General features: G+C 64.2%; 23 protein-coding genes. 11 read left to right on the top strand and 12 right to left on the bottom strand.

Annotated features, from left to right (window positions below; translation table 11 throughout):
- Position 1 precedes the first annotated feature (1 nt).
- From AC07SZ_RS10570 to AC07SZ_RS10555, 4 genes are all read left to right on the top strand, one after another.
- On the top strand, positions 2 to 706 hold the full coding sequence (locus AC07SZ_RS10570) for an ABC transporter ATP-binding protein (RefSeq protein ID WP_494914199.1): 705 nt from the start codon (positions 2 to 4) through the stop codon (positions 704 to 706).
- Entirely contained in the window at positions 706 to 3255 is a 2550-nt protein-coding gene (locus AC07SZ_RS10565; protein WP_056574539.1) for an ABC transporter permease, read from the top strand. The genes AC07SZ_RS10570 and AC07SZ_RS10565 overlap by 1 nt, the downstream gene beginning before the upstream one ends.
- A gap of 262 nt (positions 3256 to 3517) precedes the next feature.
- Positions 3518 to 4291, top strand: a complete 774-nt coding sequence (locus AC07SZ_RS10560; RefSeq protein WP_056574542.1) for a Bax inhibitor-1/YccA family protein — start codon at positions 3518 to 3520, stop codon at positions 4289 to 4291.
- A 118-nt stretch (positions 4292 to 4409) separates the two neighbouring features.
- Entirely contained in the window at positions 4410 to 4976 is a 567-nt protein-coding gene (locus tag AC07SZ_RS10555) for a GNAT family N-acetyltransferase (protein ID WP_494914198.1), read from the top strand.
- Positions 4977 to 5102: 126 nt separating this feature from the next.
- Here AC07SZ_RS10555 and AC07SZ_RS10550 read toward each other — a convergent pair whose 3' ends face one another.
- Together AC07SZ_RS10550 and AC07SZ_RS10545 are read right to left on the bottom strand one after the other, a co-directional pair.
- Entirely contained in the window at positions 5103 to 5489 is a 387-nt protein-coding gene (locus AC07SZ_RS10550) for a DUF2794 domain-containing protein (RefSeq protein ID WP_056574545.1), read from the bottom strand.
- Positions 5490 to 6052: 563 nt separating this feature from the next.
- Entirely contained in the window at positions 6053 to 6838 is a 786-nt protein-coding gene (locus tag AC07SZ_RS10545) for a DUF1223 domain-containing protein (protein WP_494914197.1), read from the bottom strand.
- Between the two features lie 179 nt (positions 6839 to 7017).
- Between AC07SZ_RS10545 and AC07SZ_RS10540 the strand changes: the two genes are divergently transcribed.
- Entirely contained in the window at positions 7018 to 7695 is a 678-nt protein-coding gene (locus AC07SZ_RS10540) for a ceramidase domain-containing protein (RefSeq protein ID WP_494914196.1), read from the top strand.
- Positions 7696 to 7737: 42 nt separating this feature from the next.
- Here AC07SZ_RS10540 and acnA read toward each other — a convergent pair whose 3' ends face one another.
- Positions 7738 to 10428 (bottom strand): aconitate hydratase AcnA, encoded by a 2691-nt coding sequence (gene acnA / locus AC07SZ_RS10535; protein WP_056574556.1) that lies wholly within the window; start codon positions 10426 to 10428, stop codon positions 7738 to 7740.
- 285 nt (positions 10429 to 10713) lie between these two features.
- Between acnA and ccmA the strand changes: the two genes are divergently transcribed.
- The 4 genes from ccmA (at position 10714) to AC07SZ_RS10515 (ending at position 12868) form a co-directional block, all read left to right on the top strand.
- Positions 10714 to 11340, top strand: a complete 627-nt coding sequence (gene ccmA, locus AC07SZ_RS10530; protein WP_494914194.1) for a heme ABC exporter ATP-binding protein CcmA — start codon at positions 10714 to 10716, stop codon at positions 11338 to 11340.
- 1 nt (position 11341) lies between these two features.
- A complete protein-coding gene (gene ccmB, locus AC07SZ_RS10525) occupies positions 11342 to 12007 on the top strand; it encodes a heme exporter protein CcmB (RefSeq protein WP_056574562.1) in 666 nt (221 codons plus the stop codon).
- 118 nt (positions 12008 to 12125) lie between these two features.
- Positions 12126 to 12293 carry a heme exporter protein CcmD gene (gene ccmD / locus AC07SZ_RS10520; RefSeq protein WP_494914193.1) on the top strand — a complete coding sequence of 56 codons (168 nt, stop codon included), beginning with the start codon at positions 12126 to 12128 and terminating at the stop codon, positions 12291 to 12293.
- A complete protein-coding gene (locus AC07SZ_RS10515; RefSeq protein WP_172371717.1) occupies positions 12290 to 12868 on the top strand; it encodes a DsbE family thiol:disulfide interchange protein in 579 nt (192 codons plus the stop codon). The genes ccmD and AC07SZ_RS10515 overlap by 4 nt, the downstream gene beginning before the upstream one ends.
- 233 nt (positions 12869 to 13101) lie before the next feature.
- On the opposite strand, the gene AC07SZ_RS10510 is transcribed toward AC07SZ_RS10515, so the two are convergent.
- Positions 13102 to 13269: a hypothetical protein gene (locus tag AC07SZ_RS10510; protein ID WP_081295001.1), complete on the bottom strand. Its 168-nt coding sequence runs from the start codon at positions 13267 to 13269 to the stop codon at positions 13102 to 13104.
- A gap of 294 nt (positions 13270 to 13563) precedes the next feature.
- Between AC07SZ_RS10510 and AC07SZ_RS10505 the strand changes: the two genes are divergently transcribed.
- A complete protein-coding gene (locus AC07SZ_RS10505) occupies positions 13564 to 14484 on the top strand; it encodes an SMP-30/gluconolactonase/LRE family protein (RefSeq protein WP_494914192.1) in 921 nt (306 codons plus the stop codon).
- Positions 14485 to 14646: 162 nt separating this feature from the next.
- A complete protein-coding gene (locus AC07SZ_RS10500; protein WP_013892236.1) occupies positions 14647 to 14853 on the top strand; it encodes a tautomerase family protein in 207 nt (68 codons plus the stop codon).
- A 150-nt stretch (positions 14854 to 15003) separates the two neighbouring features.
- On the opposite strand, the gene AC07SZ_RS10495 is transcribed toward AC07SZ_RS10500, so the two are convergent.
- The 8 genes from AC07SZ_RS10495 to AC07SZ_RS10460 all read right to left on the bottom strand — a co-directional run bounded on the left by AC07SZ_RS10495 (position 15004) and on the right by AC07SZ_RS10460 (position 22081).
- Complete coding sequence (locus AC07SZ_RS10495; protein ID WP_494914705.1) at positions 15004 to 15537, bottom strand: NADPH-dependent FMN reductase; 534 nt, start codon at positions 15535 to 15537, stop codon at positions 15004 to 15006.
- A gap of 38 nt (positions 15538 to 15575) precedes the next feature.
- Positions 15576 to 16196 carry a pyridoxamine 5'-phosphate oxidase family protein gene (locus AC07SZ_RS10490; RefSeq protein ID WP_056574575.1) on the bottom strand — a complete coding sequence of 207 codons (621 nt, stop codon included), beginning with the start codon at positions 16194 to 16196 and terminating at the stop codon, positions 15576 to 15578.
- Positions 16197 to 16268: 72 nt separating this feature from the next.
- Positions 16269 to 16943, bottom strand: coding sequence for a septation protein A (locus AC07SZ_RS10485; RefSeq protein WP_140776098.1), 675 nt, complete (start codon positions 16941 to 16943; stop codon positions 16269 to 16271).
- A gap of 45 nt (positions 16944 to 16988) precedes the next feature.
- A complete protein-coding gene (gene ftsY, locus AC07SZ_RS10480; protein WP_494914190.1) occupies positions 16989 to 19049 on the bottom strand; it encodes a signal recognition particle-docking protein FtsY in 2061 nt (686 codons plus the stop codon).
- Positions 19050 to 19061: 12 nt separating this feature from the next.
- Positions 19062 to 20402: a tRNA (N(6)-L-threonylcarbamoyladenosine(37)-C(2))-methylthiotransferase MtaB gene (gene mtaB, locus AC07SZ_RS10475; RefSeq protein WP_494914188.1), complete on the bottom strand. Its 1341-nt coding sequence runs from the start codon at positions 20400 to 20402 to the stop codon at positions 19062 to 19064.
- Positions 20402 to 21286, bottom strand: coding sequence for a diaminopimelate epimerase (gene dapF, locus AC07SZ_RS10470; protein ID WP_494914704.1), 885 nt, complete (start codon positions 21284 to 21286; stop codon positions 20402 to 20404). The genes mtaB and dapF overlap by 1 nt, the downstream gene beginning before the upstream one ends.
- Before the next feature lie 72 nt (positions 21287 to 21358).
- The gene (locus tag AC07SZ_RS10465; protein WP_494914186.1) at positions 21359 to 21796 is read right to left on the bottom strand and encodes a VOC family protein; all 438 of its coding nucleotides are present in this window, start codon (positions 21794 to 21796) and stop codon (positions 21359 to 21361) included.
- Between the two features lie 123 nt (positions 21797 to 21919).
- Positions 21920 to 22081, bottom strand: coding sequence for a DUF1328 family protein (locus AC07SZ_RS10460; RefSeq protein WP_032932257.1), 162 nt, complete (start codon positions 22079 to 22081; stop codon positions 21920 to 21922).
- Between the last annotated feature and the right edge of the window lie 50 nt (positions 22082 to 22131).

Here is a 22131-nt window from a genome sequence, read left to right as displayed (position 1 = left end):
TTTGACAGAAGCCGTCATCGCGCTGAAAGACGTATCCCTGACACTCGGCGAAGGCGCGTCGTCAGTCCATGTGCTGAAGGGCGTCAGCCTCGAGGTGGCGCGCGGCGAGGCGACCGGCATCGTCGGTCAATCGGGGTCCGGCAAGTCGACACTGCTGATGGTGCTGGCAGGCTTGGAGAGGGTCGATTCGGGTACGGTACGAATCGCCGGTGAACTGCTCAACGGCAAAAGCGAGGATCAGATTGCTTCGTTTCGAGGCCGAAACATTGGCATCGTCTTTCAGTCCTTCCACCTCATCCCCAACATGACGGCGCTTGAAAATGTCGCGGTGCCGCTGGAGCTGGCCGGCCATGCCGATCCGTTTTCGGTAGCGGCGCGCGAGCTGGCGGCGGTGGGCCTCAGCGACCGCGTCACCCATTACCCCGGCGAACTCTCCGGGGGCGAACAGCAGCGCGTTGCGATTGCCCGGGCGCTGGCACCCTCGCCGCGCATTCTCATCGCCGACGAGCCGACCGGCAATCTCGACCAGGCGACGGGGCGGCAGGTCGCCGACCTGCTGTTCGCCAAGGCGGCCGAGCGCGGCATGACGCTGGTGCTGGTCACCCATGATCCCGCGCTCGCGGCGCGCTGCGCGCGCCAGGTGTCGATGCGCTCCGGACGTATCGAGGCGCCGAACCCGCCGACCCCACTGGAGGTCACCGCCTGATGCCGCCGGCACGGACGCTGAAGCTCGCCATCCGCTTTTCGTTGCGCGAGATGCGCGGCGGCCTGTCCGGCTTCCTGATCTTTCTCGCCTGCATCGCGCTCGGCGTCGCGGCGATCGGCGGCGTCAACTCGGTTGCCCGTTCGATCAGTGCCGGCGTCGCCAACCAGGGCCAGACGCTGCTTGGCGGCGATCTTCGCTTCCAGATCAACCAGCGCGATGCCAGCCAGGCCGAACATGGCTTCCTCGACGGGCTGGGCGTTGTTTCGCGCACCGCCAGCATGCGCTCGATGGCGCGTCTGGCAGACGGCTCCGACCAGGCGCTGGTCGAGGCCAAGGCAGTCGACGATGCCTATCCGCTCTATGGCGCGCTGGAGACGGAGCCGGCGCTGACAAAGCAGGAATTGTTCGGCGAAGAATTCGGCGTCTTTGGCGCGGCGGCGCCCGATCTTCTGTTCGAACGGCTGCATCTCAAGCTCGGCGACCGCCTGAAGCTCGGCACCGCCACCTTCGAACTGCGTGCCAGGCTGGTCACCGAGCCGGATGCCGTGTCCGACGGTTTCGGCTTCGCGCCAAGGCTGATGATCTCGACAGAGGGCCTGACCGCGACCGGGCTGATCCAGCCGGGCAGCCTGGTCGAAAACGCCTACAAGATCCGGCTGCCCGCCGATGCCGACGAGGCGCGGCTCAAGGCCATACAGGATCAGGCGGCCAGGGATTTTCCGGAAGCCGGCTGGTCGATCCGCACGCGCGGCAACGCCGCCCCGGCCCTGTCGTCCAACATCGAGCGCTTCTCGCAGTTCCTGACGCTGGTCGGGCTGACGGCGCTGGTGGTCGGTGGCGTCGGCGTCGCCAATGCGGTGCGCGCCTATCTCGACGGCAAGCGCGGCGTGATCGCCACCTTCAAGAGCCTCGGTGCTTCCGGCGGCTTTGTCTTCACCGTCTATCTCGTGCAAATCCTGATCATAGCGGCACTCGGTATCGCCGCCGGTCTGGTGCTCGGCGCGCTGATGCCTTTTGCCGCAAGTGCCGCGCTTCAATCCGTCATTCCGGTGCCGGCGCAAGGCGGCTTCTATCCCGGCGCGCTCGGCATGGCGGCGCTGTTCGGGCTGCTGGTGACGCTGGCCTTCGCGCTGCTGCCGCTCGGGCGCGCCCGCGACGTGCCGGCGACAGCGCTGTTTCGGGAGATGGGCCTCGAAGGCCGCGGCCTTCCGCGACTTGTCTATATGGCCTCCGCCATCGGCATCGCTTTGCTGCTGGCGGTTCTGGCCATCCTCTTCTCCGGTGACCAGCGCATCGCCTCGATCTTCGTCGGCGCCACCATCTTTTCCTTCCTGGTGCTGCGTCTGGTCGGAGCGTTGGTGCAATGGGTGGCAAGGAAGAGCCCGCGCGTGCGCTCCGTTGCGCTCCGTCTCGCCGTCGGCAACATCCATCGACCAGGCGCCTTGACCCCATCGGTGGTGCTGTCGCTGGGGCTCGGGCTGACGCTGCTGGTGACGTTGGCGCTGATCGACGGCAATCTGCGGCAGCAGATCTCCGGCAGCCTGCCGGAGCGGGCGCCGAACTTCTTCTTCGTCGACATCCAGAGCAGCGATGTCGATGCGTTCTCGGGCCTGGTCGGCAAGGAGGCGCCTCAGGGGACATTGGTCAAGGTGCCGATGCTGCGCGGCCGGGTGATGGCGCTCAACGGCGTCGCCGTCGACAAGGTCAAGGTGCCGGCCGAGGGCGCCTGGGTGCTGAAAGGCGATCGCGGCCTGACCTATGACGCCAGGCAGCCGGAAAACGCGACGCTGACCGAGGGCGAATGGTGGCCGGACAAGTATGCCGGCGAGCCGCTGGTCTCCTTCTCCGCGCAGGAAGGCAAGGAGATCGGGCTGAAGCTCGGCGACACCGTCACCGTCAATGTGCTTGGCCGCAACGTGACGGCCAGGATCGCCAACTTCCGCCAGGTCGAGTGGGAGACGATGGGCATCAATTTCGTCATGGTGTTCTCGCCCAACACATTCGCTGGCGCGCCGCATGGCTGGATGGCGACGCTGACTGAAAAGAGTGCCTCGACCGCGGACGATGCCCGTATCCTCAATGCCGTTACCCGCGCCTTCCCGGCGGTGACGACGGTGCGCGTCAAGGACGCGCTCGATGTCGTCAACCGTCTGGTCGGCCAGCTCGGCACCGCGATCCGGGCCGCGGCCGGGGTGGCGCTGATCGCTTCGGTGCTGGTGCTGGCAGGCGCGCTGGCTGCCGGCAACCGGGCGCGCATCCACGACGCCGTGGTGCTGAAGACGCTCGGTGCGACCAGGAGGACGCTGATAACGGCATTCTCCCTGGAGTACATGCTGATCGGATTGGCCACGGCCATCTTCGCGCTGGCCGCCGGCGGCATCGCGGCCTGGTACATTGTCGCCCGCATCATGACGCTGCCATCGCATTTCATGCCGGAGGTGGCCGTGGCAACCATCGTCTTTGCCCTGGTCATCACGGTCGGCATCGGTCTTGCCGGCACCTGGCGGGTGCTCGGCCACAAGGCGGCGCCGGTGCTGCGTGACCTGTAATCCTTGGCCGGAACTCGCTAATCCCTGGCGGGACTCTGGGGCGGAGCGGGCCCTCTGCAATTAAATCTTGGTAAGGATGCCGGCCCGGAAGCCCGGAGAATCGGCATTTCGGCCTCTCACGAACCGTTACATCCGGTTACGGTCTTGTTCTTGACGCGAATAACCATCATATTTCGCCGCAGGCATGCTGGAGTCCCGCCAGCGGCGCCTGGGTCCGCAAGAGGCCCGACACCGGACGGGGCAGAAGCAATAGAGGATTCCAATGGCTGATCCCATTCGCAATTATCAGACGTCGGCGGTGCCCGGCGTCCGCGCCGACATCGATCAGGGCCTGCGCGCCTATATGATCAAGGTCTACAACCTGATGGGGCTTGGCCTCCTCATCACCGGCCTTGCCGCCGTCGGCACGATCATGCTGGCAACCACCACCGATCCGGCCTCGGCTGTCGCAACGCTGCCGAGCGGCGAGATGCTGACGTCCTTCGGCTATGCGATCTTCGGGTCGCCGCTGCGCTGGGTGGTGATGCTGGCGCCGCTGGCCGCCGTATTCTTCCTGTCGTTCAGGATTCAGTCGATGAGCGTCGCTGCCGCGCAGACCACGTTCTGGGTCTATGCAGGCCTCGTCGGCTTGTCGCTGTCGTCGATCTTCCTGGTCTACACCACGGCCAGCATTTCGCAGACCTTCTTCGCCACGGCCGCCGCCTTCGGCGCGCTGTCGCTGTTCGGCTACACGACCAAGCGCGACCTGACGGCGATGGGCTCGTTCCTGATCATGGGCGTGTTCGGCATCATCATCGCGTCGGTGATCAACATCTTCCTGCAGTCGTCGGCGCTGTCCTTCGCCGTGTCGGCGATCGGCGTCTTGGTCTTTGCCGGCCTGACCGCCTATGACACGCAGAAGATCAAGGAGATGTATTTCGAGGGCGATGTTTCCGATGTCGCCGGCCGCAAGGCCATCATGGGCGCGCTGAGGCTCTATCTCGATTTCATCAACCTGTTCATGTTCCTGCTCCAGTTCATGGGCGACCGCCGCTAAGGCACGCTTCATGGTCTGACTGGACCATCGGGTTTGAAAAGGGCGGCCCAACGGCCGCCCTTTTCTTTTGTGCCGGCGTTTGCTGTTATCGGAAGCAAACAGAAGGCCTGCATAAAGAATGTGCACCATCGTGATACGGCCGGCGACTTCGGCCGACCTCGATACCATCACCGAAATCTATGCCGACGCGGTGACCCATGGCACGGCGAGCTATGAGCTGGAGCCGCCAGGCCGCGCCGAGATGGGCACGAGATTCGCCGCGCTCACGGCCGGCGGCTTTCCGTATCTGGTGGCGGAAAAGGACGGCGCCGTGCTTGGCTATGCCTATGCCGGTGCCTTCCGGCCGCGCCCGGCCTACCGCTTCATCGTTGAGGATTCGGTCTATGTCGCGCCCGAGGCCAAGGGCCAGGGTGTCGGCCTCATGCTGATGCGCAGCCTGATCGCGGCCGCCGAGGCGGCGGGCTTCCGCCAGATCGTCGCCGTGATCGGCGACGGCCATCCAGGCAGCGCCTCGGTCAAGCTGCATGAAAAGCTCGGCTTCCGCCACTCTGGCCGGCTCGAAGGTTCCGGCTACAAGCACGGGCGCTGGCTGGACACGGTGTTCATGCAGCTGTCACTGAATGGCGGCGCGTCGGTGCCGCCTGATCCGGTTTCCTTGCCGGAGCGGAGATTTCGTGGGGCATGAGAGGGAATTGGAGAATTGAAGAATTGACGAACTGAAGAACAAAGAAGGCGGCGGGAACATCAGGCGCCTTCTGCTTCAACTCTTCAATTCATCAGTTCTTCAATTCCCCTGCTCCAATTTCCCCGCTCAAGCCTCTACAACTTTGAGCTTGGAATCGAAGACGCCGAGCACGCGGCCGAGTTCCTGCCCGCGCTTGAGGATGCGGCCGCCAGCGGCGATAACGGCGAAGGCGCCCTGTTTGCGGGCCAGTTTCGGATCCTTCACGATCTGGAACAGCGGCACTTCGCTGGCCCGGCGGAAGACGGAAAACACGGCCCTGTCGGTGAGATGATCGATGGCGTAGTCGCGCCATTCATTGGCGGCCACCATGCGTCCGTAGAGCCTGAGGATCTGGTCCAGTTCACGCCGATCGAAGCGCACGGGCTGGTCGAGGCGCTCACGTCGTGCCTCGTGCAGCGGGATCAATATTGCGGATGCGTCACCATCCCCCGTCCCGCCGCTGTCATCGCTCATGCCTCGATCCTTCAAATGAATCTTTGCCAACCAAAATTGGCCCCTTCGCGCCGCAATTGCAAGAGCCGGCGAAGCGGTGCGGCGGCGCGCCGTTTCCGTTGCGTCCAGTCACGTTTGCAAACCGCATGTTGGAATTGGTGATGCTTCGCCACATTTCTGCCTTTTTTTATCCGCGCTCATGCCCCAATGTCCGACGAATTTACCCGTGTTGCCTGAGACGGTTCGGTCCGGCACCGGCTCGTAAACCCCAAGCCCCCCGCCCACGGGTCAGCGTCGGATCGAACCAACCTCGGTTTTTCCTTGGAAAAATCAGGTGCGACGATCCCAAAACCTAAATGACCGGCGTCAGAAGCAAGCTGACGTCGGTTTTTTGTTGGCCTTTTTCCTTCCGCCTCCGTCATGTCGCGCCGAAGGAGGCGAGTGAGCGACGTTTGGCTGGTGGAACCGGCTGATGCGGAATTGTGCAAGATTAGTTCGACGTTGCGATCCGTCCAGCCCCCTTCATCCATCTCGGCGCTATCGCGCCGATCCACCTTCTCCCACACGGGGAGAAGGAAGAGGCGTTACGGCTTGTGGATGAAAGCAGCGCCGAGGATGGGGCCCGGCATGCCATCCTTGCCGACCGACTGCAAAAGCACGGCGCAGCCGCCTTTCTTGGTGATCTCGCTCAACGGCAATTCATAACGCTGCGCCTTGCCGTGCCACATGCCGGCGGTCTGGATGCTGGTGACGGCGTTCCAATAGGTCATCTTGCGGCCGGAATTCTCACCCTGGGCGATCTTGACCGTCTGCGGCGGCTCGAAATAGACGATCACGACATGGGCGTCGTTGGGGCCGGTCCCGGCGTCGCCGGCATCGATGATGACGCGGTCGCTGGTACGGCTGACCTTGACGGGCACATGCATGCCTTCGCCGGATTTCGCCATGCGGGCGAGCGCCCCGTTGACCTCGCCACGGTTGGCGCCGTTGACATGCACGCGGCCATTGAGGACAGCCTGCGGCGTATAGACGGAGCGGCTGCTGAAGGCGCGCATATAGTCATTCTGCCGCTCGGTGTTTTCCTTGCGGCTCAGCGTGTCCTTCCAGCCGAGATAGTCCCAATAATCGACGTGGTAGGAGAGCGCGACAATGTCTTCCCTGGCGGCAAGTTCGGCGAAAAACGCGTCGGCCGGCGGACAGGAACTGCAGCCCTGGCTGGTGAACAGCTCGACCACGCCGAGCGGCTTGTCAGGCTGGGCTTTCTCGGCCTGGGTTCTTTCGGACTCGCCGGCATGGCCGGCATCGGCAAAAGCCGAGAAGGCCAGCGCAAACGCCGCCAGCCACAGTGATCTTCGCCAGGCCATGACCATTCCAATTCCCGCCGGTGGCGCCGGCTTTGTTCTGATTGGCTGAAATATGTGGCAGAAGCCGAAGTCAACGGGAAGTCACGTTGCGGTGAAATTTTTGCCGTTGCAGCCGAAAGTAAGGGCGCAATAGGAGATACACTGCATTTCACGACGTGGTTCGATTCGGGGATGGCATTATCACCATGTGGCAAACTCTCCTGACCCCTGTCGATCTCTATTGCGAGCGGACCGCATCTGGACTTTGGTCCGAGCCAACGAATGCTTCGACTAACCTTGCCTTCATTGTCGCGGGACTATGGGGTGTGCGGGAAGTGCGCCGACTGAAAGCCGGGACCTTCGCCGAAGTGCTGGCCTGGTGGGTGGTGGCGATCGGCATCGGCTCGACGATCTTCCATACCTTCGCCACCAAGGGCACGGTCTGGATCGACGTGCTGCCGATCGCCGGCTTCACGCTGGCGTACACGCTGTTCAACCTGCGCCGCTTCCTCGGGATGGAATGGCGCAAGGCGATCGCGGTCTTCGTCGTCTTCTATGCGGTGGTCGGCGCGATCAGTTTCGCCGTGCCGGATTGGCTGCGCCAGGCGTCAAACGGCACGACCGGCTACCTGCCGCCGTTCCTGGCGCTCGCCTTCTTCGGTGCCTGGGTGACGGTGAGCGGCAACCGGGCCGGCCGGTACAATCTGGTTGGGTCGGCGATCTTCGTGGTGTCCGCCATCTTCCGCATGATCGACCCGATGGTCTGCGCCGGCTTTCCGCTCGGCACTCACTTCCTGTGGCACATCTTCAACGGGCTGATGCTTGGCGTCCTGCTGGCCGCCGCGGCGCGCCATGGCGCGCCGAAGGTAGTGAGTAGTGAGTAGTGAGTAGGCTCTTCCCTACTTCCTACTCACTACTCACTGTTTCTAAGCCGCCAGGTCGCGCAGCACGTACTGCAAGATGCCGCCGTTCTTGAAGTAGTCGAGTTCATCCAGCGTATCGATGCGGCAGATGATCGGCACGTTCTTCACCGAGCCGTCGCCATAGGTGATCTTGGCGGTCATCGTCTGGCGCGGCTTGATGGCACTCAGGCCATCGATCTCGACCAGTTCGTCGCCCTTGAGGTTGAGCGAGGCCCACGAGGTGCCTTCCTCGAAGACGAAGGGGATGACGCCCATGCCGACCAGGTTCGAGCGGTGGATGCGCTCGAAGGACTGGGCGATGACGGCGCGGACACCGAGCAGGTTGGTACCCTTGGCCGCCCAGTCGCGCGACGAGCCGTTGCCGTATTCGACACCGGCGAAGATGACCAGCGGCACGCCTTCCTTCTTGTATTCCATCGCCGCGTCGTAGATCGATTCCTCTTCCTTCGACGGGTAGTGGATGGTGTAGCCGCCCTCGCGGCCATTCTCGCCCAGCATGTGGTTGCGGATGCGGATGTTGGCGAAGGTGCCGCGCATCATCACCTCATGGTTGCCGCGCCGCGTGCCGTACTGGTTGAAGTCGGCGACGCCGACGCCATGGTCGGTGAGGTACTTGCCGGCCGGCGAGGCGGCCTTGATCGAGCCCGCCGGCGAGATGTGGTCGGTGGTGATCTTGTCGCCGAACAGGCCGAGCACCCGGGCGCCCTTGATGTCGCCGATCTTGCCGAAACCGGCGGTCATCCCGGCGAAATAGGGCGGGTTCTGCACATAGGTCGAGTTGTCGTCCCAGGCATAGGTCTGGCCTTCCGGCGCCTGCACCTTCTGCCAATGCTCGTCGCCCTTGAAGACGTCGGCATATTTGCGGGCGAACAGCTCGCGGGTGACGTTCTTCTCGATGAACTCCTGGATCTCTGCCGAGCTTGGCCAGATGTCCTTGAGGTAGACCGGATTGCCGTTCTTGTCCTCGCCGAGCGGCTCGGTGGTGAGATCCTTCGTCACGGTTCCAGCCAGCGCGTGCGCCACGACCAGCGGCGGCGAGGCGAGGTAGTTTGCCTGGACGTCGGGCGAGACGCGGCCTTCGAAGTTGCGGTTGCCGGAGAGCACCGCGGCGGCAATCAGACCCTTGTCATTGATGGTCTTGGAGATCGGCGCCGGCAGCGGGCCGGAATTGCCGATGCAGGTGGTGCAGCCGAAGCCGACCAGGTTGAAGCCGATCTGGTCGAGCTCCTTCTGCAGGCCGGATTTCTCCAGATATTCGGCGACCACCTGGCTGCCGGGGGCCAGCGAGGTCTTCACCCAGGGCTTCTGCTTGAGGCCGAGCCGGTTGGCGTTGCGGGCGAGCAAGCCCGCGCCGATCAGCACGCTCGGATTCGAGGTGTTGGTGCAGGAGGTGATGGCTGCGATGACGACGTCGCCATGGCCGAGGTCATGGTCCGTGCCTTCGACGGCGTAACGCTTGGAGATTTCCGCCGCCTTCTTGTACTCGGTCTCCATCGCCTTGGCGAAGCCGTCCGGAATGCCTTCCAGCGCGACACGGCCTTCGGGACGCTTGGGGCCGGCCATTGACGGCACGACGCTGCTCAACTCGAGTTCGAGCAGGTCGGTGAAGACAGGGTCGGCGGAGCCCGCCTCGCGCCACATGCCTTGCGCCTTGGAATAGGCTTCCACCAGCGCGATGCGGCTTTCCTCGCGGCCCGACATCGTCAGGTAGCGGATGGTCTCCGAATCGACCGGGAAGAAGCCGCAGGTGGCGCCATATTCGGGCGCCATGTTGCCGATGGTGGCGCGGTCGGCCAGCGTCATGTTGGAGAGGCCCGGGCCGAAGAATTCGACGAACTTGCCGACGACGCCCTTCTTGCGCAGCATCTGGGTGACGGTCAGCACCAGGTCGGTGGCGGTGACGCCTTCCTTCAGCTTGCCGGTGAGGCGGAAGCCGATCACTTCGGGCAGAAGCATGGAGACGGGCTGGCCAAGCATGGCCGCCTCGGCCTCGATGCCGCCGACGCCCCAGCCGAGCACCCCAAGGCCGTTGATCATGGTGGTGTGCGAATCGGTGCCCACGCAGGTGTCGGGATAGGCTGTGGTTTCGCCGTCCTCGGTGTTGGTCCACACGACCTGGCCGAGATATTCAAGGTTGACCTGGTGGCAGATGCCGGTGCCGGGCGGCACGACGCGGAAGTTGCGGAATGCCTGCTGGCCCCATTTCAGGAACTTGTAGCGTTCCTCGTTGCGCTCATATTCGAGTTCGACGTTGCGGGCGAAGGCCATCGGCGTGCCGAACTCGTCGACAATGACGGAGTGGTCGATGACGAGGTCGACCGGCACCAACGGGTTGATCTTCTGCGGATCGCCGCCGAGCGAAGCCATGGCGTCGCGCATCGCGGCAAGGTCGACCACGGCTGGAACACCGGTGAAATCCTGCATCAGCACACGGGCCGGGCGATAGGCGATCTCGACGCCGGCGGTGCCCTTGTCGGTCAGCCAGCCGGCAACCGCCTGGATCGATTCCTTGGTGACGGAGCGGCCGTCCTCATTGCGAAGCAGGTTTTCCAGCAGCACCTTCATCGAATAGGGCAGCTGGGCTATGCCGGTGAGGCCGTTCTTCTCGGCCTCGACGAGGTCGAAATAGACGTATTCGGCGCCGCCCGCGGTCAGTGTGCGGCGGCAATTGAAACTATCGAGGGATTTTGACACGTGCGATCCGTCCTTGTCTGTTCAGCCTGAAAGGGAACGGACGCCGATGGCATGCAATCACGCGCAAAGGTGCGGGTACGGCCATTTCCGCTGTCCGCTCCCAAGCAACCCGAGCCGTTCAAGGCGGCGCGTGCGCTGGTTCGGCGCAAATTCTGTTCCCGCGCCGACCGCTGGCACGGATGCACCGCATATAGAGAATTTTCTGGAATAGTTCTAGACAGTTGGAGAGCAAATTTGTGCGATGCGGCAGCGCTCGCGAAACATTGTTTTCAGGGCAGGCGGGGAATGCGGCTTATCGCCGAAAATCTGGGCGGCGAACGCGGCGGCGAGGCGGTATTTTCCGGCATTGGCTTCGCCCTCGGCGACGGTCAGGCGCTGGTCGTCACCGGACCGAATGGATCGGGCAAATCGACCTTGCTCAGGATCATCGCCGGGCTGCTGCCGAAGGCGGAAGGTCGATTGCTGATCGAAGAGGGCGGCGACGACTTTCCGTCGATCGCTTCGGCCTGTCATTATCTCGGTCATCAGAATGCGATGAAGACCGCGCTGAGCGTCACGGAAAATTTGCGCTTCTGGCACGACTTCAACGGCATTGGAGGTGTCGGGGTCGAAGAGGCGCTGGAAACGGTCGGGCTGGAAGGCATCGGGCATCTGCCGTTCGGCTATCTGTCGACCGGGCAAAGGCGGCGCGCGGCGATCGCGAAACTCCTGGTCAGTCACCGGCCATTGTGGCTGCTCGATGAGCCGACGGCGGGACTGGACAAGGCTTCGGAGGAGCGATTCGCGGGGCTGATGACGAGGCATTGCGAGTCTGGTGGGATGATTGTCGCGGCGACGCATCTGCCGCTGGGGATCGAGGGGGCGAGGGAATTGGCGATGGGACATTCACCCTCCCCCTTGTTGGGAGGGTGAAGTGCTAGCCCTCTTCCTGCGCGACATCCGCCTCAATATCCGCGCCGGCGGCGGCGCGCTGACCGGCGTCATCTTCTTCCTCGCCGTCATCGCCACCATCCCCTTCGGCGTCGGGCCAGACCTGAAGCTGCTTGCCCGTATCGGTCCGGCCATCCTGTGGATCGGGGCTCTGCTCGCCTGTCTGCTCGGGCTCGACCGGCTGTTCCAGGCCGACCGCGAGGACGGCTCGCTCGATCTCCTGGTGCTCGGCAACGACCGGCACATGCTGGCGCTGACGGTGCTGGTAAAGTGCCTCGCGCATTGGGCGGGAAGCGTGCTGCCGCTGGTCATCGCCGCGCCCTTGCTTGGCCTGTTCATGAACATGGAGCCGCTCGCCATCGGCGCCACGGCGCTCACCCTGCTGGTCGGCACGCCGGCCATCACCTTCATCGGCGCGGCAGGTGCGGCCGTCGCGGTGGCGCTGCCGCGCGGTGGACTTCTGATCTCCGTGCTGGTGCTGCCGCTGACCATCCCGGTGCTGATCTTCGGCGTCTCGGCGAGCTATGGCGCAACGGCAAATCCCGATCCGTTCCTGCAGCCCTTCCTCATTCTTGCCGCGCTGACCTTGTTTCTTGCCGTGCTGGGGCCGGTCTCGGCGGCGCTCGCCTTGCGGCATGGAACGGATTGATGTGGCCGACAGGCCCAAGGGCCGCGACGCGGCGTCCGATTGCGAAGCCGATGGCGCAAAGCTAAGGGATGGGCATGGTCGGGTATGGTGAAACGATAGCGGGAGGGGAGCGAGGCGCATGAGTGCACACGCGCTCTATGTCACCGCGGCCTACGGCATCACCGCCATTGTGCTGGCCGGGCTGATCGTCTGGATCCTGCTCGACCAGCGGGCCCGCAAGCGCGAGCTCGCCGAACTCGAGGCAGCCGGCGTGCGGCGCCGTTCCGACAAGGTGGTTAAGCCATGAGCAGCGAAACCGAAACGCCGACGCGCAGTCGCCGCCTGTTCGTGCTGTTGCCGCTGCTGGTCTTCCTCGGCCTTGCCGGCCTGTTCCTGTCGCAACTGCTTTCCGGACGCGATGTCTCGGAAGTGCCGTCGGCGCTGATCGGCCTGCCGGCGCCGCGGACCAACCTGCCGGCGCTGGAGGGCTCAAACCTGCCGGGGCTGGATTCGAAAGCGTTCGCCGGCAAGGTTACGCTGGTCAATGTGTTTGCGTCATGGTGCGCGCCGTGCCGGGAAGAGCACCCGGTGCTTCTGGCGCTGTCGCAGGACAAGCGATTCGTGATGGCGGCGCTGAACTACAAGGATCAGCCGGAAAACGCCCGCCGGTTCCTCGGCGATCTCGGCAATCCGTTCCAGGCGATCGGCGTCGACGAAGCCGGCCGCGCGGCGATCGACTGGGGTGTCTATGGCGTGCCGGAAACCTTCGTCATCGGCAAGGACGGCAAGATCGCCTACAAGCATGTAGGCCCGCTGACGGCGGAGTCGGCGCGGGGTCTGCTGTTGCCGCAGATCGAGAAGGCGCTGGCGGCGCCGGGTTAGGCGCACCCCCTTCTTTCGTCATTCTAGGGCGAAGCAAGGAGCGAAGCGACGCGGCGCAGACCCTAGAATCCATGCCGTGACATTCGTGACAGGCGAAAGCGGCCCAAGATCGATAGCTGTTCGCTACCGCAAGAAGCCCTATTCTGGGCCGCTGCGTTTCTCGTTGGCGTCGCGGCATGAATCCTCGGGTCAAGCCCGAGGACGACGAACGCGCGAGGGCGATCAGGCGGAGATCAGCCGTAGATCTGCTTGTGAATCTGGTAGAGCATTTCCGAGCGGTCGGCGCGCATGTCGGCCAGATCGCGGCTCGAGAAGCTGTCGATTTCGGCGACGAGGCGGTTGTAGTGCTTGCGCTTGGCGATGCTGTTGCGAGCGCGGGTCACGAGATCGTTGAAGATCATGGCAAGGTTCCTTCTACGCCGCATTTCCGCGGCCGGTTGTTCCTCCCTTGATCGATACGGAGCATGACATAGGAATGGTGCATTGCAAAAAGAAGATGTTGCAATGCACCATTGCACGCAGCGCATAGCCGGTTAATCGAGTCCTAAGGCGCGTCGTGACCGCACGGTCGTGGGCCGGCCGAGCCGCATGGCAGCTTCCTCTCCATTTTGTCATACAAATTGCGAAGGCGCCGTCTTGCCAGATCGATCGCGGGCTGGCTTGATCCGGCGTCACGTGATGCCGGGAGGAAATGCATGGCGGCCGCAGACTATTATGAAGTTCTCGATCCGCGCTTCGCGCGCCTGTTCAATGGCAGCGCGCAGGTGGAGAAGCTGTTCACCGGATGCCGCTGGGCGGAGGGGCCGGCTTGGTTCGCCGCCGGCCGCTATGTCGTCTGGTCCGATATTCCGAACAACCGCATGCTGCGCTTCGACGAAACGGATGGCAGCGTCAGCGTCTTCCGCCAGCCCTCGGGCAATTCCAATGGCAACACCGTCGACCGGCAGGGCCGGCTGATCACTTGCGAGCACTCGGGCCGCCGCGTCAGCCGCACCGAGCATGACGGCTCGGTCATCACCATCGCCGCCAAGTGGAAGGGCAAGCGGCTGAACTCGCCCAACGACGCGGTGGTGAAATCCGACGGCTCGATCTGGTTCACCGACCCGAGCTACGGCATCGACACCGACTATGAGGGCGACAAGGCCGAGAGCGAGATTGGCGCCTGCCACGTCTACCGGGTCGATCCCGATAGCGGGGACGTCGAGGCCGTCATCACCGACATGGTCAGGCCCAACGGGCTTGCCTTCTCGCTCGACGAGAGCCTGCTCTATGTCGTCGATACCGGCCGCACGCATGGCGCCGAGAATCCGGCGCATATGCGGGTGTTCAATGTCGGCAAGCATGGCAAGAAGGTTTCGGGCGGCAAGGTCTTCGCCGACTGCACGGCCGGCCTCTTCGATGGCTTCCGGCTCGACGCCGACGGACGCATCTGGACCAGCGCCTTCGACGGCATCCATTGCTACGATCCGGACGGGACGCTGATCGGCAAGGTCAAGGTGCCCGAGGTGACCGCCAATTGCGTGTTCGGCGGCGCCAAGCTGAACTGCCTCTACATCGCGGGCACCACCTCGCTCTATTCGGTGCGGCTGATGGTGAACGGGGCCAAGACCTATTGAGGCTGCTGGACACCCTTCTTTGGCGGGTCTTGATGGCGCTCCTGCGCATAAAAGGGGTACCCGCCGCGCCGAAGTTGCCGAAGCGGCCACCATTCAGTCCGTCGGAGAGGCTTTCAAAGCAGCTTCTCGCCGGAAAGCGGAAAAACCCAAGGGGAGAGCGTCATGCCATTCGTCAACATCCGCATCGTCAAGGAAGTGATCGCCGCCGATCCGGCAGGCAAGAAGGCTGATATCGCCAAGAAAGTCACGGCGGCCATCATGGATGCCACCGGGCTCGGCAACGACGATGTCTGGGTGGTTTTCGAGGAGGTCAACGCCCGCGACTGGTATGTCGGCAAGACCGATGTCGAGACCCTGCGGAAGGGTTAGGGTGTTGCGACGTTCGAGTACGGGCGCACCCCTGTCCTTCGTCATCCGCGGGCTTGACCCGAGGATCCATGCCGTGACCCCCGGTAACGGCATGGATCCCAGGGTCCGCGCGCGTCGCTTCGCTCCTTGCTCCGCCCTGGGATGACGACCTCATGTTTGCTCGCGTATGAAATCTGCGAAACCAGACAGCGCATTGCGCATTGCCAGCACCTTTTCCGGCTCGGCCAAGATAACCTCCATCTCCGCCGGCTTCTTGCCAAGCAGGGCGATCTCCAGCTCACCATCATACATCGCGAACGACATGGTGCGCATGATCTCGGCCAGCGCCGCGCGGGCGAACAGCGAGCGGGGCGAGGCGTGGGCCAGCATGGCCGGCTTGGCGATGGCGGCGTCGCGCGAGACCAGCCAGTCGAGCGCGTTCTTCAGCCCGCCCGGCACGCCATGGGCATATTCGGGACAGGAGACGACGAGGCCGTCGGCGCCGGTGACGGCGTCGATCAACCTGGAGGCTTCGCGGGGCGTGCGCTCGCCCTCGTCGTCCGGATTGAAGATCGGCAGGCGGTCGAGTCCGTCATGGACAGTGACACGGCAGCCAGGCGGCGCGTTGCGCACCAATGCCGCGAGCAAGGCCGAATTGGTGGAGGCGGCCCGCAGGCTGCCGGAGATGGCAAGGATGTTCAGCACAGTCGGCGAGGCCAGTTCGGACGAATCGCTGGGAAAGCCTACCACATGGTCTGCTTGTAATCGTCGTCGAGCCAGCGGTCGGTCGCCTCGGCCGAATCGGCGAGCGCCAGCTGGTCGCGCAGGATCTGGCCGAGTGTCGGCAGCGTGGCGCGGTCGTACCAGCTCTCCGGCTTCCACAGGTCGGAGCGCATGAAGGCCTTGGCGCAATGCATGTAGGCGGCCTTGACGGCGACGACGATGACGCTTTGCGGCTCCTTGCCGTCGACGGCCAGGCGCTCGCGCAAAGTTGCATCGACGGTGATGCGGGCATCGCCGTTGACGCGCAGCGTCTCGTTCATGCCGGGGATGAGGAAGAGCAGTCCGACCGAGGGATTGCGCAGGATGTTCTCCAGCGTATCCAGCCGGTTGTTGCCTGGCCTGTCGGGAATGGCGATGGTGCGGTCGTCGAGAATGGCGGCGAAACCTGGCTTGTCGCCCTTCGGCGTCACGTCGGCATTGCCGGCGCCGTCGGACGAGCCGATCAGCACGAAGGGGCTCTTGCCGATGAAGGAACGGCAATGGCCGTCGAGCCCCTTCAGCTCCTTGCGGATCGAGCCGTCGGTCGGGCGCGGCGTCTTGTAGATCGTCCGCAATTCCTCGCGCGTGGTGACGAATTCCATGGCTCTCCCCCTTGTTTTTTAGTTTGACGCAATTCCCTAGGGAAACCGCTTCACACTTTTCCTGAAATTGCTCTACTTGCCTGCCTTCTCTTCCCCGCTCGCCTTGTCGTCCAGCGAATGGCGCAGGATCAGCGGCATCTGGCTGAAGGTGAACAATAGCGTGATCGGCATGATGCCCCAGACCTTGAAGGTAACCCAGGCATCGGTGGAAAAATTGCGCCACACCACTTCGTTGACGACGGCCAGGAACAGGAAGAACAGGCCCCAGCGGAAGGTGAGTTTTTTCCAGCCTTCGGCATCCAGCTTGAAGGCTGAATCAAAGACATAGCCGAGCAGCGACCTGCCGAAGAACAGGCCGCCGAGCAGCACGCCGCCGAACAGCGTGTTGACGATGGTTGGCTTCATCTTGATGAAGATGTCGTCCTGCAGATAGAGCGTCAGTGCCCCGAATATGAAGACGACGACGCCCGAAACCATCGGCATGATCGGCAAGGTGCGTGTCAGCAGCCAGGAAGCGATCAACGCGATGGCCGTGGCGGCCATGAACAGGCCGGTGGCGACGAAGATCGGGCCGCCGAATTCGCCCAGGACCGGGAATTTCTGCACCAGCCATTCGCCGCGCGCATTGGCGAAGAAGAAGACCAGCAGCGGCCCAAGCTCCAGCACCAGCTTGAGCAGGGGATTGACGCCTTCCTTTTTCTCTTTCTGCGGGTCGGACGGATCGCGTTCGAGAATGGGTGGGTTCATGATCTTCCTTCTTACGCACGATCCCGTTCAAAAGGGACCATGCCGTTACGCCACTCCAGCGATCGCCCTGGCGAATTCGCTTGCCGAGAAAGGCTCGAGGTCGTCGACCTGTTCGCCGACGCCGATGAAATAGACAGGCAATTTGTGCTTTGCCGCGATCGCCACCAGAATACCGCCGCGCGCCGTGCCGTCCAGCTTGGTCATCACCAGGCCGTTGACGCCGGCGATGTTGCGGAAGATCTCGACCTGGTTGAGCGCGTTCTGGCCGGTGGTGGCGTCGACCGTCTGCAGCACGGTGTGCGGCGCCTCCGGATCGAGCTTGCCCAGCACGCGCACGATCTTTTCCAGTTCCGCCATCAGTTCGGTCTTGTTCTGCAGGCGGCCGGCGGTGTCGATGATCAGCACGTCGGAGCCGGCTTCCCTGGCCTTCTCGAAAGCGTCGTAGGCGAGGCCGGCCGCATCGGCGCCGAGCTTGGAGGCGATGACGGGCGATTTCGTGCGCTCGCCCCAGATCTTCAGCTGCTCGATGGCCGCGGCGCGGAACGTGTCGCCGGCCGCCAGCATCACCGACAGGCCGCCATCGGTCAGTTTTGCCGCGAGCTTGCCTATGGTGGTGGTCTTGCCGGTGCCGTTGACGCCGACCACCAGGATGACATGCGGCTTGTGCGAGAGGTCGAGCTCCAGTGGCCGGGCGACAGGGGTCAGCACCTTCTCCACCTCGGCGGCCATGACGGTACGCACGTCCGTGTCGGAGACATCCTTGCCGTAGCGGCTGGCGGCCAGCGCGTCGGTGATACGAAGCGCGGTTTCCATGCCGAGGTCGGCGCGGATCAGCACGTCCTCCAGGTCCTGCAGCGTGTCTTCGTCCAGCTTACGCCTGGTGAAGACGCCCGCAATGTTGCCGGTGAGTTCGCGCGAGGAACGGGCAAGCCCATCCCGCATGCGCTGGAACCACGACCGCCTCGGCGCCGCCTCCGGCGCTTTTTGCGGCTCGGCCTTCTGCTCGACCTTCTTGGCGACGGTCACCTTGCCGGGAGCGGGTTTCGGCTCGGGCGCCGGCTGGGGGACGGGCCGCGGCTCGGGCGCGATCTCGGCAATGACAGGCTGCGTCTCGACCGGCGCGGGCTGGCGGATGGGCGGTGCGATCTCCACCGGTGGCGCCGGAATCGTAGGCGCGGCTTCGGCGGCTGGCGTCACGTCATCCGCAGGCTGGCGCTGCCCCTCACCCTTACCCTCTCCCCGTGAAGTACGGGGAGAGGGGGGCGTCAGTGTCGAGGCTTCTTCTTCGATGTCAGTAAGATGGGCGCTGGCGTCACGATCAGCGCTCTTCTCCCCGTCTCTATACGGGGAGAAGGTGCCGGCAGGCGGATGAGGGGCGGCGCCTGCCTCTGAAGTCGGCTGCGTGGGAGGCGAGGCCGGTGAGGGCAGTTCGACGGGTGCAGGCGTCTCGGCTGGAACCTCGGCAGGCGGCGCCGGCACTTCTATCGGCGCCGGTTCGGGCTGCCTTTCCGGGCGCGGCGGCGCAATCTCCGGCTCGGCTGGCGCGGGAGCGGGGACTTCTTGCGGCTGCGGTTCGGGCGTGGGCCGCGGAGTGTCCGGGGGGAGCGGAATTTCCTGGGGCGCCGGCGGCTCCACAGGCGTTTCAGGCGCGGGTTCTTCTTCCGGCTCGGGCTCCGGCAGCGGTTCCGGCTCGGGCGGAACGGTCGGCTGAGGCTCCGGCGGGATGGTCGGAGTGGGCTCGGGTTGCGGTTCCTCGACAGGCACTGGTTCCTGCGAAGGAGCTGCAACCGGTTCGAGCGTGTCCTTTACCTCCCTCTCGACGGGGGAGGTCCCAAGCGAAGCTTGGGGGTGGGGGTGACTGGCGCTGGCGTCGGCGCCATCACCCCTCCCCGCCACTTCGTGGCGACCCTCCCCATCAAGGGGAGGGTGGGGCTCAGGCCGCGGCTCGTCGCGCTTCAAGAACTCCGGAACGACCTGTTCGGCCGCCGGCTTCAGCGCATCGAGCTGGTCCCATTTGATCGGCGGCAGCGGGGCGGTCTCGTCAACGCGCTCCTCGACAACCTCTTTCTTGCCGAACGAAAATATCTTCTTGAAAAAACCAGCCATGCTTTGCGTTTCTCAGGCGGCGCGTGCGGCAAGCGGGGCTGCGTTCAGCCTGATACCATCGTGGCCAGTAATTGTCGCTTCGACGATCTCGCCCGGCGCGCCGGTGCCGAGTGCGGCAAGGGTGAAGCCTTCGGTGCGGCCGAGGCCGTCACGCTCGATCAGGATCGACTGACGCGTTCCGGGCAGCGTGGACAGATGGCGCCGATACGCGGCTTCGCCGGCGGCGCGCAGCCGGGCGGCGCGCTGCTTGACCACCTCGCGGCGCAGCTGCGGCATGCGCGCGGCGGGCGTGCCTTCGCGCGGGCTGAACGGGAAGACGTGAAGGTGGGTCAGGCCGCACTCCTCGACGATTTTCATCGAGTTCTCGAACATGGCGTCGGTCTCGGTCGGGAAGCCGGCGATAATGTCGGCGCCGAAGACAATCGCGGGGCGCAATTTGCGCACATCCTCGCAGAAACGGATCGACTGGTCGCGCAGATGCCTTCGCTTCATGCGCTTCAGGATCATGTCGTCGCCGGATTGCAGCGACAGATGCAGATGCGGCATCAGCCTGGGTTCGGTGGCGATGGCTTCGAGCAATTCGTCGTCGGCCTCGATCGAATCGATCGATGACAGCCTGAGCCGCTTCACGTCGGGCACCTGCCTGAGGATGGTCTTCACCAGTCTGCCAAGCTTGGGCGAGCCCGGCAGGTCGGCGCCGAAGCTGGTCATGTCGACACCGGTCAGCACGATCTCGGCATAGCCGTTGCCGGCGAGCCGCTTGACCTGTTCGACCACCGCGCCCATCGGCACCGAACGCGAATTGCCGCGACCGTAAGGAATGATGCAGAAGGTGCAGCGGTGGTCGCAGCCATTCTGCACCTGGACGAAGGCGCGGGCGCGGCCCTCAATGGCGTCGACCATATGGCCGGCGGTCTCGCGCACGGAGAATATGTCGTTGACGCGGGCCTTCTCGGTGTCGTTGACGCCGAAATCCGGCAGCGCGCGATAGGAATGCGCCTTGAGCTTCTCTTCATTGCCAAGCACGAGATCGACCTCGTCCATGGCCGCGAATTTTTCCGGCTCGGTCTGCGCGGCGCAGCCGGTGACGATGATGCGTGCCCGCGGGTTGTCACGGCGCGCCTTGCGGATCGCCTGTCTGGCCTGGCGCACCGCCTCGCCGGTGACGGCACAGGTGTTGAAGATGACGGCGCCACCGCCCAGCGCGCCAAGACCGGCGCTCTCGGCCTCGCGCCGCATCACTTCGGATTCATAGGTGTTCAGCCGGCAGCCGAAGGTCACCACATCAATGCGGCTGGGAGCCTCGGAAAGGGAGCCGTCGCCATCAGGGCTCCTGGACAGAGCAACCGACATCAGGCCGCGCTTTCGGTATCACGAGCCCAGGTGCCGGTCGCGGGATCGAAACTGCCGGAAAATTCCCAGTCGGCCGCGCCCGTCAGGATGACGTGGTCGTCATCGCGCCATTCGACATGCAGCGTGCCGCCGCCGGGGGTCAACAGGCTGACGCTACGTCCGGTCCGCCTGGTGCGTGCTGCCGCCACCACGGCGGCGCAGGCGGCCGAGCCGCAGGCCTTGGTCAGGCCGGCGCCACGCTCCCAGGTGCGGATGATCATGCTCTCGGGAGACGTGACCTGGGCAATGGTGATGTTGGCGCGCTCGGGGAAGATCGGGTGGTTTTCAAGCAGCGGGCCGAAGCGGTCGAGCTCATAGGACCAGACGTCGTGGTCGACCCAGAAGATGGCGTGCGGATTGCCCATCGAGACGGCCGAAGGCGAATGCAGCACGGGCGCGTCGATCGGGCCGATCTGCAATTCGATCATGCGGGTGTCGCGGAACTCCTCGGCGAGCGGAATCTCCTGCCAGCCGAAACGCGGCATGCCCATGTCGACCGAGATCGTGCCGTCGGCATGTTCCCTGGCGTTGAGGATGCCGGCGCGGGTCTCGAAGGTGAAGGTCTTCTGGCCGGTCTCGGCGGCAAGCGCCTGGACGACGCAGCGCATGCCGTTGCCGCAGGCCTGCGCGCTGGTGCCGTCCGAATTCAGGATGTCGACATAGTAGGCTGTGCCCGGTGTCCTGGCGTCATGGATCGCCATGATCTGGTCGAAGCGGGTCGCGGCATCGGCGTTCAGCGCAAGGGCGGCCGCCGCCGTCACCTGATCGGCACGGCCGCGCATGTCGGCGACGATGATCTCGTTGCCGATGCCGTTCATCTTGGCGAAGGGGGCGGTGCCTGCCATTCTTTCGGTCATTCCGTGTCCATTTGGCGCTATATGGCGGAAACGGGCGGGAATTACCAGTCCGGCGTCGGTTCAACCGAGTTCTTGGGCAAGTCCGATGAGAAGCCCTTCAGGCCCACGGATGTAGCAGAGCCGATACACGTCTTTGTACTGGACGACTTCGCCCACGAGTTCAGCGCCGCGCCTGTGGAGCCTTTCAAGCGTATCGTCGACATTGTCCACGGTGAACATGGCGCGAAGGTAGCCCAGCGCGTTGACTGGCGCTGTCCGGTGATCCGCGACGACAATCGGCGTGAGGAAGCGAGAGAGCTCAAGCCGGCTGTGGCCGTCCGGTGTGCGCATCATGGCGACCTCGACGTGCTGATCGCCCAGTCCAGTGACACGTCCGGCCCATTCTCCCTCGATCGTGGCCCGCCCTTCGAGTTCGAGGCCGAGTTCGAGAAAGAAATCGATCGTCGCTGCGAGATCTTCGACGACGATTCCCACGTTGTCCATCCGTTTGAGCGCCATGTTCGCAATCTCCAAGATGCCATGCGACCGTTTCGTTGCCGTCCACATCGGGAGCTTGAATCATGGACCGCCTCAAACCGCTACCATTTTCCAGACGGTCATCCGACGGCGAAAACGCCAGACTTACGTCACCGCGAAGATGCCAAGCACCACCAGCAGGAAGATGACGAGAACGATGCCGATGAGGATGCGCGCGCCTGTGGCGGCGGCTCCGGCCAGCGCCGGCATGCCGAGCAGGCTCGCCGCCGCGGCGATGATCAGGAGAATGATGATCCATTTGATCATGGGAATGCCTCGCAAACCGACAGATTTTGAAACCGCATGAAGAACGCGGC

This window comes from Mesorhizobium sp. GW821-FHT07A06 (assembly GCF_059419085.1).
Note: the sequence above shows the minus strand (reverse complement) of the source record. Positions and strands in the feature narration are given on the sequence as shown.

Excerpts from the sequence above, each read along its gene's own strand:
- AC07SZ_RS10565 (WP_056574539.1), top strand. The coding sequence starts at position 706 with ATGCCGCCGGCACGGACGCTGAAGCTCGCCATCCGCTTTTCGTTGCGC.
- AC07SZ_RS10560 (WP_056574542.1), top strand. The coding sequence starts at position 3,518 with ATGGCTGATCCCATTCGCAATTATCAGACGTCGGCGGTGCCCGGCGTC.
- AC07SZ_RS10555 (WP_494914198.1), top strand. The coding sequence starts at position 4,410 with ATGTGCACCATCGTGATACGGCCGGCGACTTCGGCCGACCTCGATACC.
- AC07SZ_RS10550 (WP_056574545.1), bottom strand. The coding sequence starts at position 5,489 with ATGAGCGATGACAGCGGCGGGACGGGGGATGGTGACGCATCCGCAATA.
- AC07SZ_RS10545 (WP_494914197.1), bottom strand. The coding sequence starts at position 6,838 with ATGGTCATGGCCTGGCGAAGATCACTGTGGCTGGCGGCGTTTGCGCTG.
- AC07SZ_RS10540 (WP_494914196.1), top strand. The coding sequence starts at position 7,018 with ATGTGGCAAACTCTCCTGACCCCTGTCGATCTCTATTGCGAGCGGACC.
- ccmA (WP_494914194.1), top strand. The coding sequence starts at position 10,714 with ATGCGGCTTATCGCCGAAAATCTGGGCGGCGAACGCGGCGGCGAGGCG.
- ccmD (WP_494914193.1), top strand. The coding sequence starts at position 12,126 with ATGAGTGCACACGCGCTCTATGTCACCGCGGCCTACGGCATCACCGCC.
- AC07SZ_RS10515 (WP_172371717.1), top strand. The coding sequence starts at position 12,290 with ATGAGCAGCGAAACCGAAACGCCGACGCGCAGTCGCCGCCTGTTCGTG.
- AC07SZ_RS10510 (WP_081295001.1), bottom strand. The coding sequence starts at position 13,269 with ATGATCTTCAACGATCTCGTGACCCGCGCTCGCAACAGCATCGCCAAG.
- AC07SZ_RS10505 (WP_494914192.1), top strand. The coding sequence starts at position 13,564 with ATGGCGGCCGCAGACTATTATGAAGTTCTCGATCCGCGCTTCGCGCGC.
- AC07SZ_RS10500 (WP_013892236.1), top strand. The coding sequence starts at position 14,647 with ATGCCATTCGTCAACATCCGCATCGTCAAGGAAGTGATCGCCGCCGAT.
- AC07SZ_RS10490 (WP_056574575.1), bottom strand. The coding sequence starts at position 16,196 with ATGGAATTCGTCACCACGCGCGAGGAATTGCGGACGATCTACAAGACG.
- AC07SZ_RS10485 (WP_140776098.1), bottom strand. The coding sequence starts at position 16,943 with ATGAACCCACCCATTCTCGAACGCGATCCGTCCGACCCGCAGAAAGAG.
- ftsY (WP_494914190.1), bottom strand. The coding sequence starts at position 19,049 with ATGGCTGGTTTTTTCAAGAAGATATTTTCGTTCGGCAAGAAAGAGGTT.
- mtaB (WP_494914188.1), bottom strand. The coding sequence starts at position 20,402 with ATGTCGGTTGCTCTGTCCAGGAGCCCTGATGGCGACGGCTCCCTTTCC.
- dapF (WP_494914704.1), bottom strand. The coding sequence starts at position 21,286 with ATGGCAGGCACCGCCCCCTTCGCCAAGATGAACGGCATCGGCAACGAG.
- AC07SZ_RS10465 (WP_494914186.1), bottom strand. The coding sequence starts at position 21,796 with ATGGCGCTCAAACGGATGGACAACGTGGGAATCGTCGTCGAAGATCTC.
- AC07SZ_RS10460 (WP_032932257.1), bottom strand. The coding sequence starts at position 22,081 with ATGATCAAATGGATCATCATTCTCCTGATCATCGCCGCGGCGGCGAGC.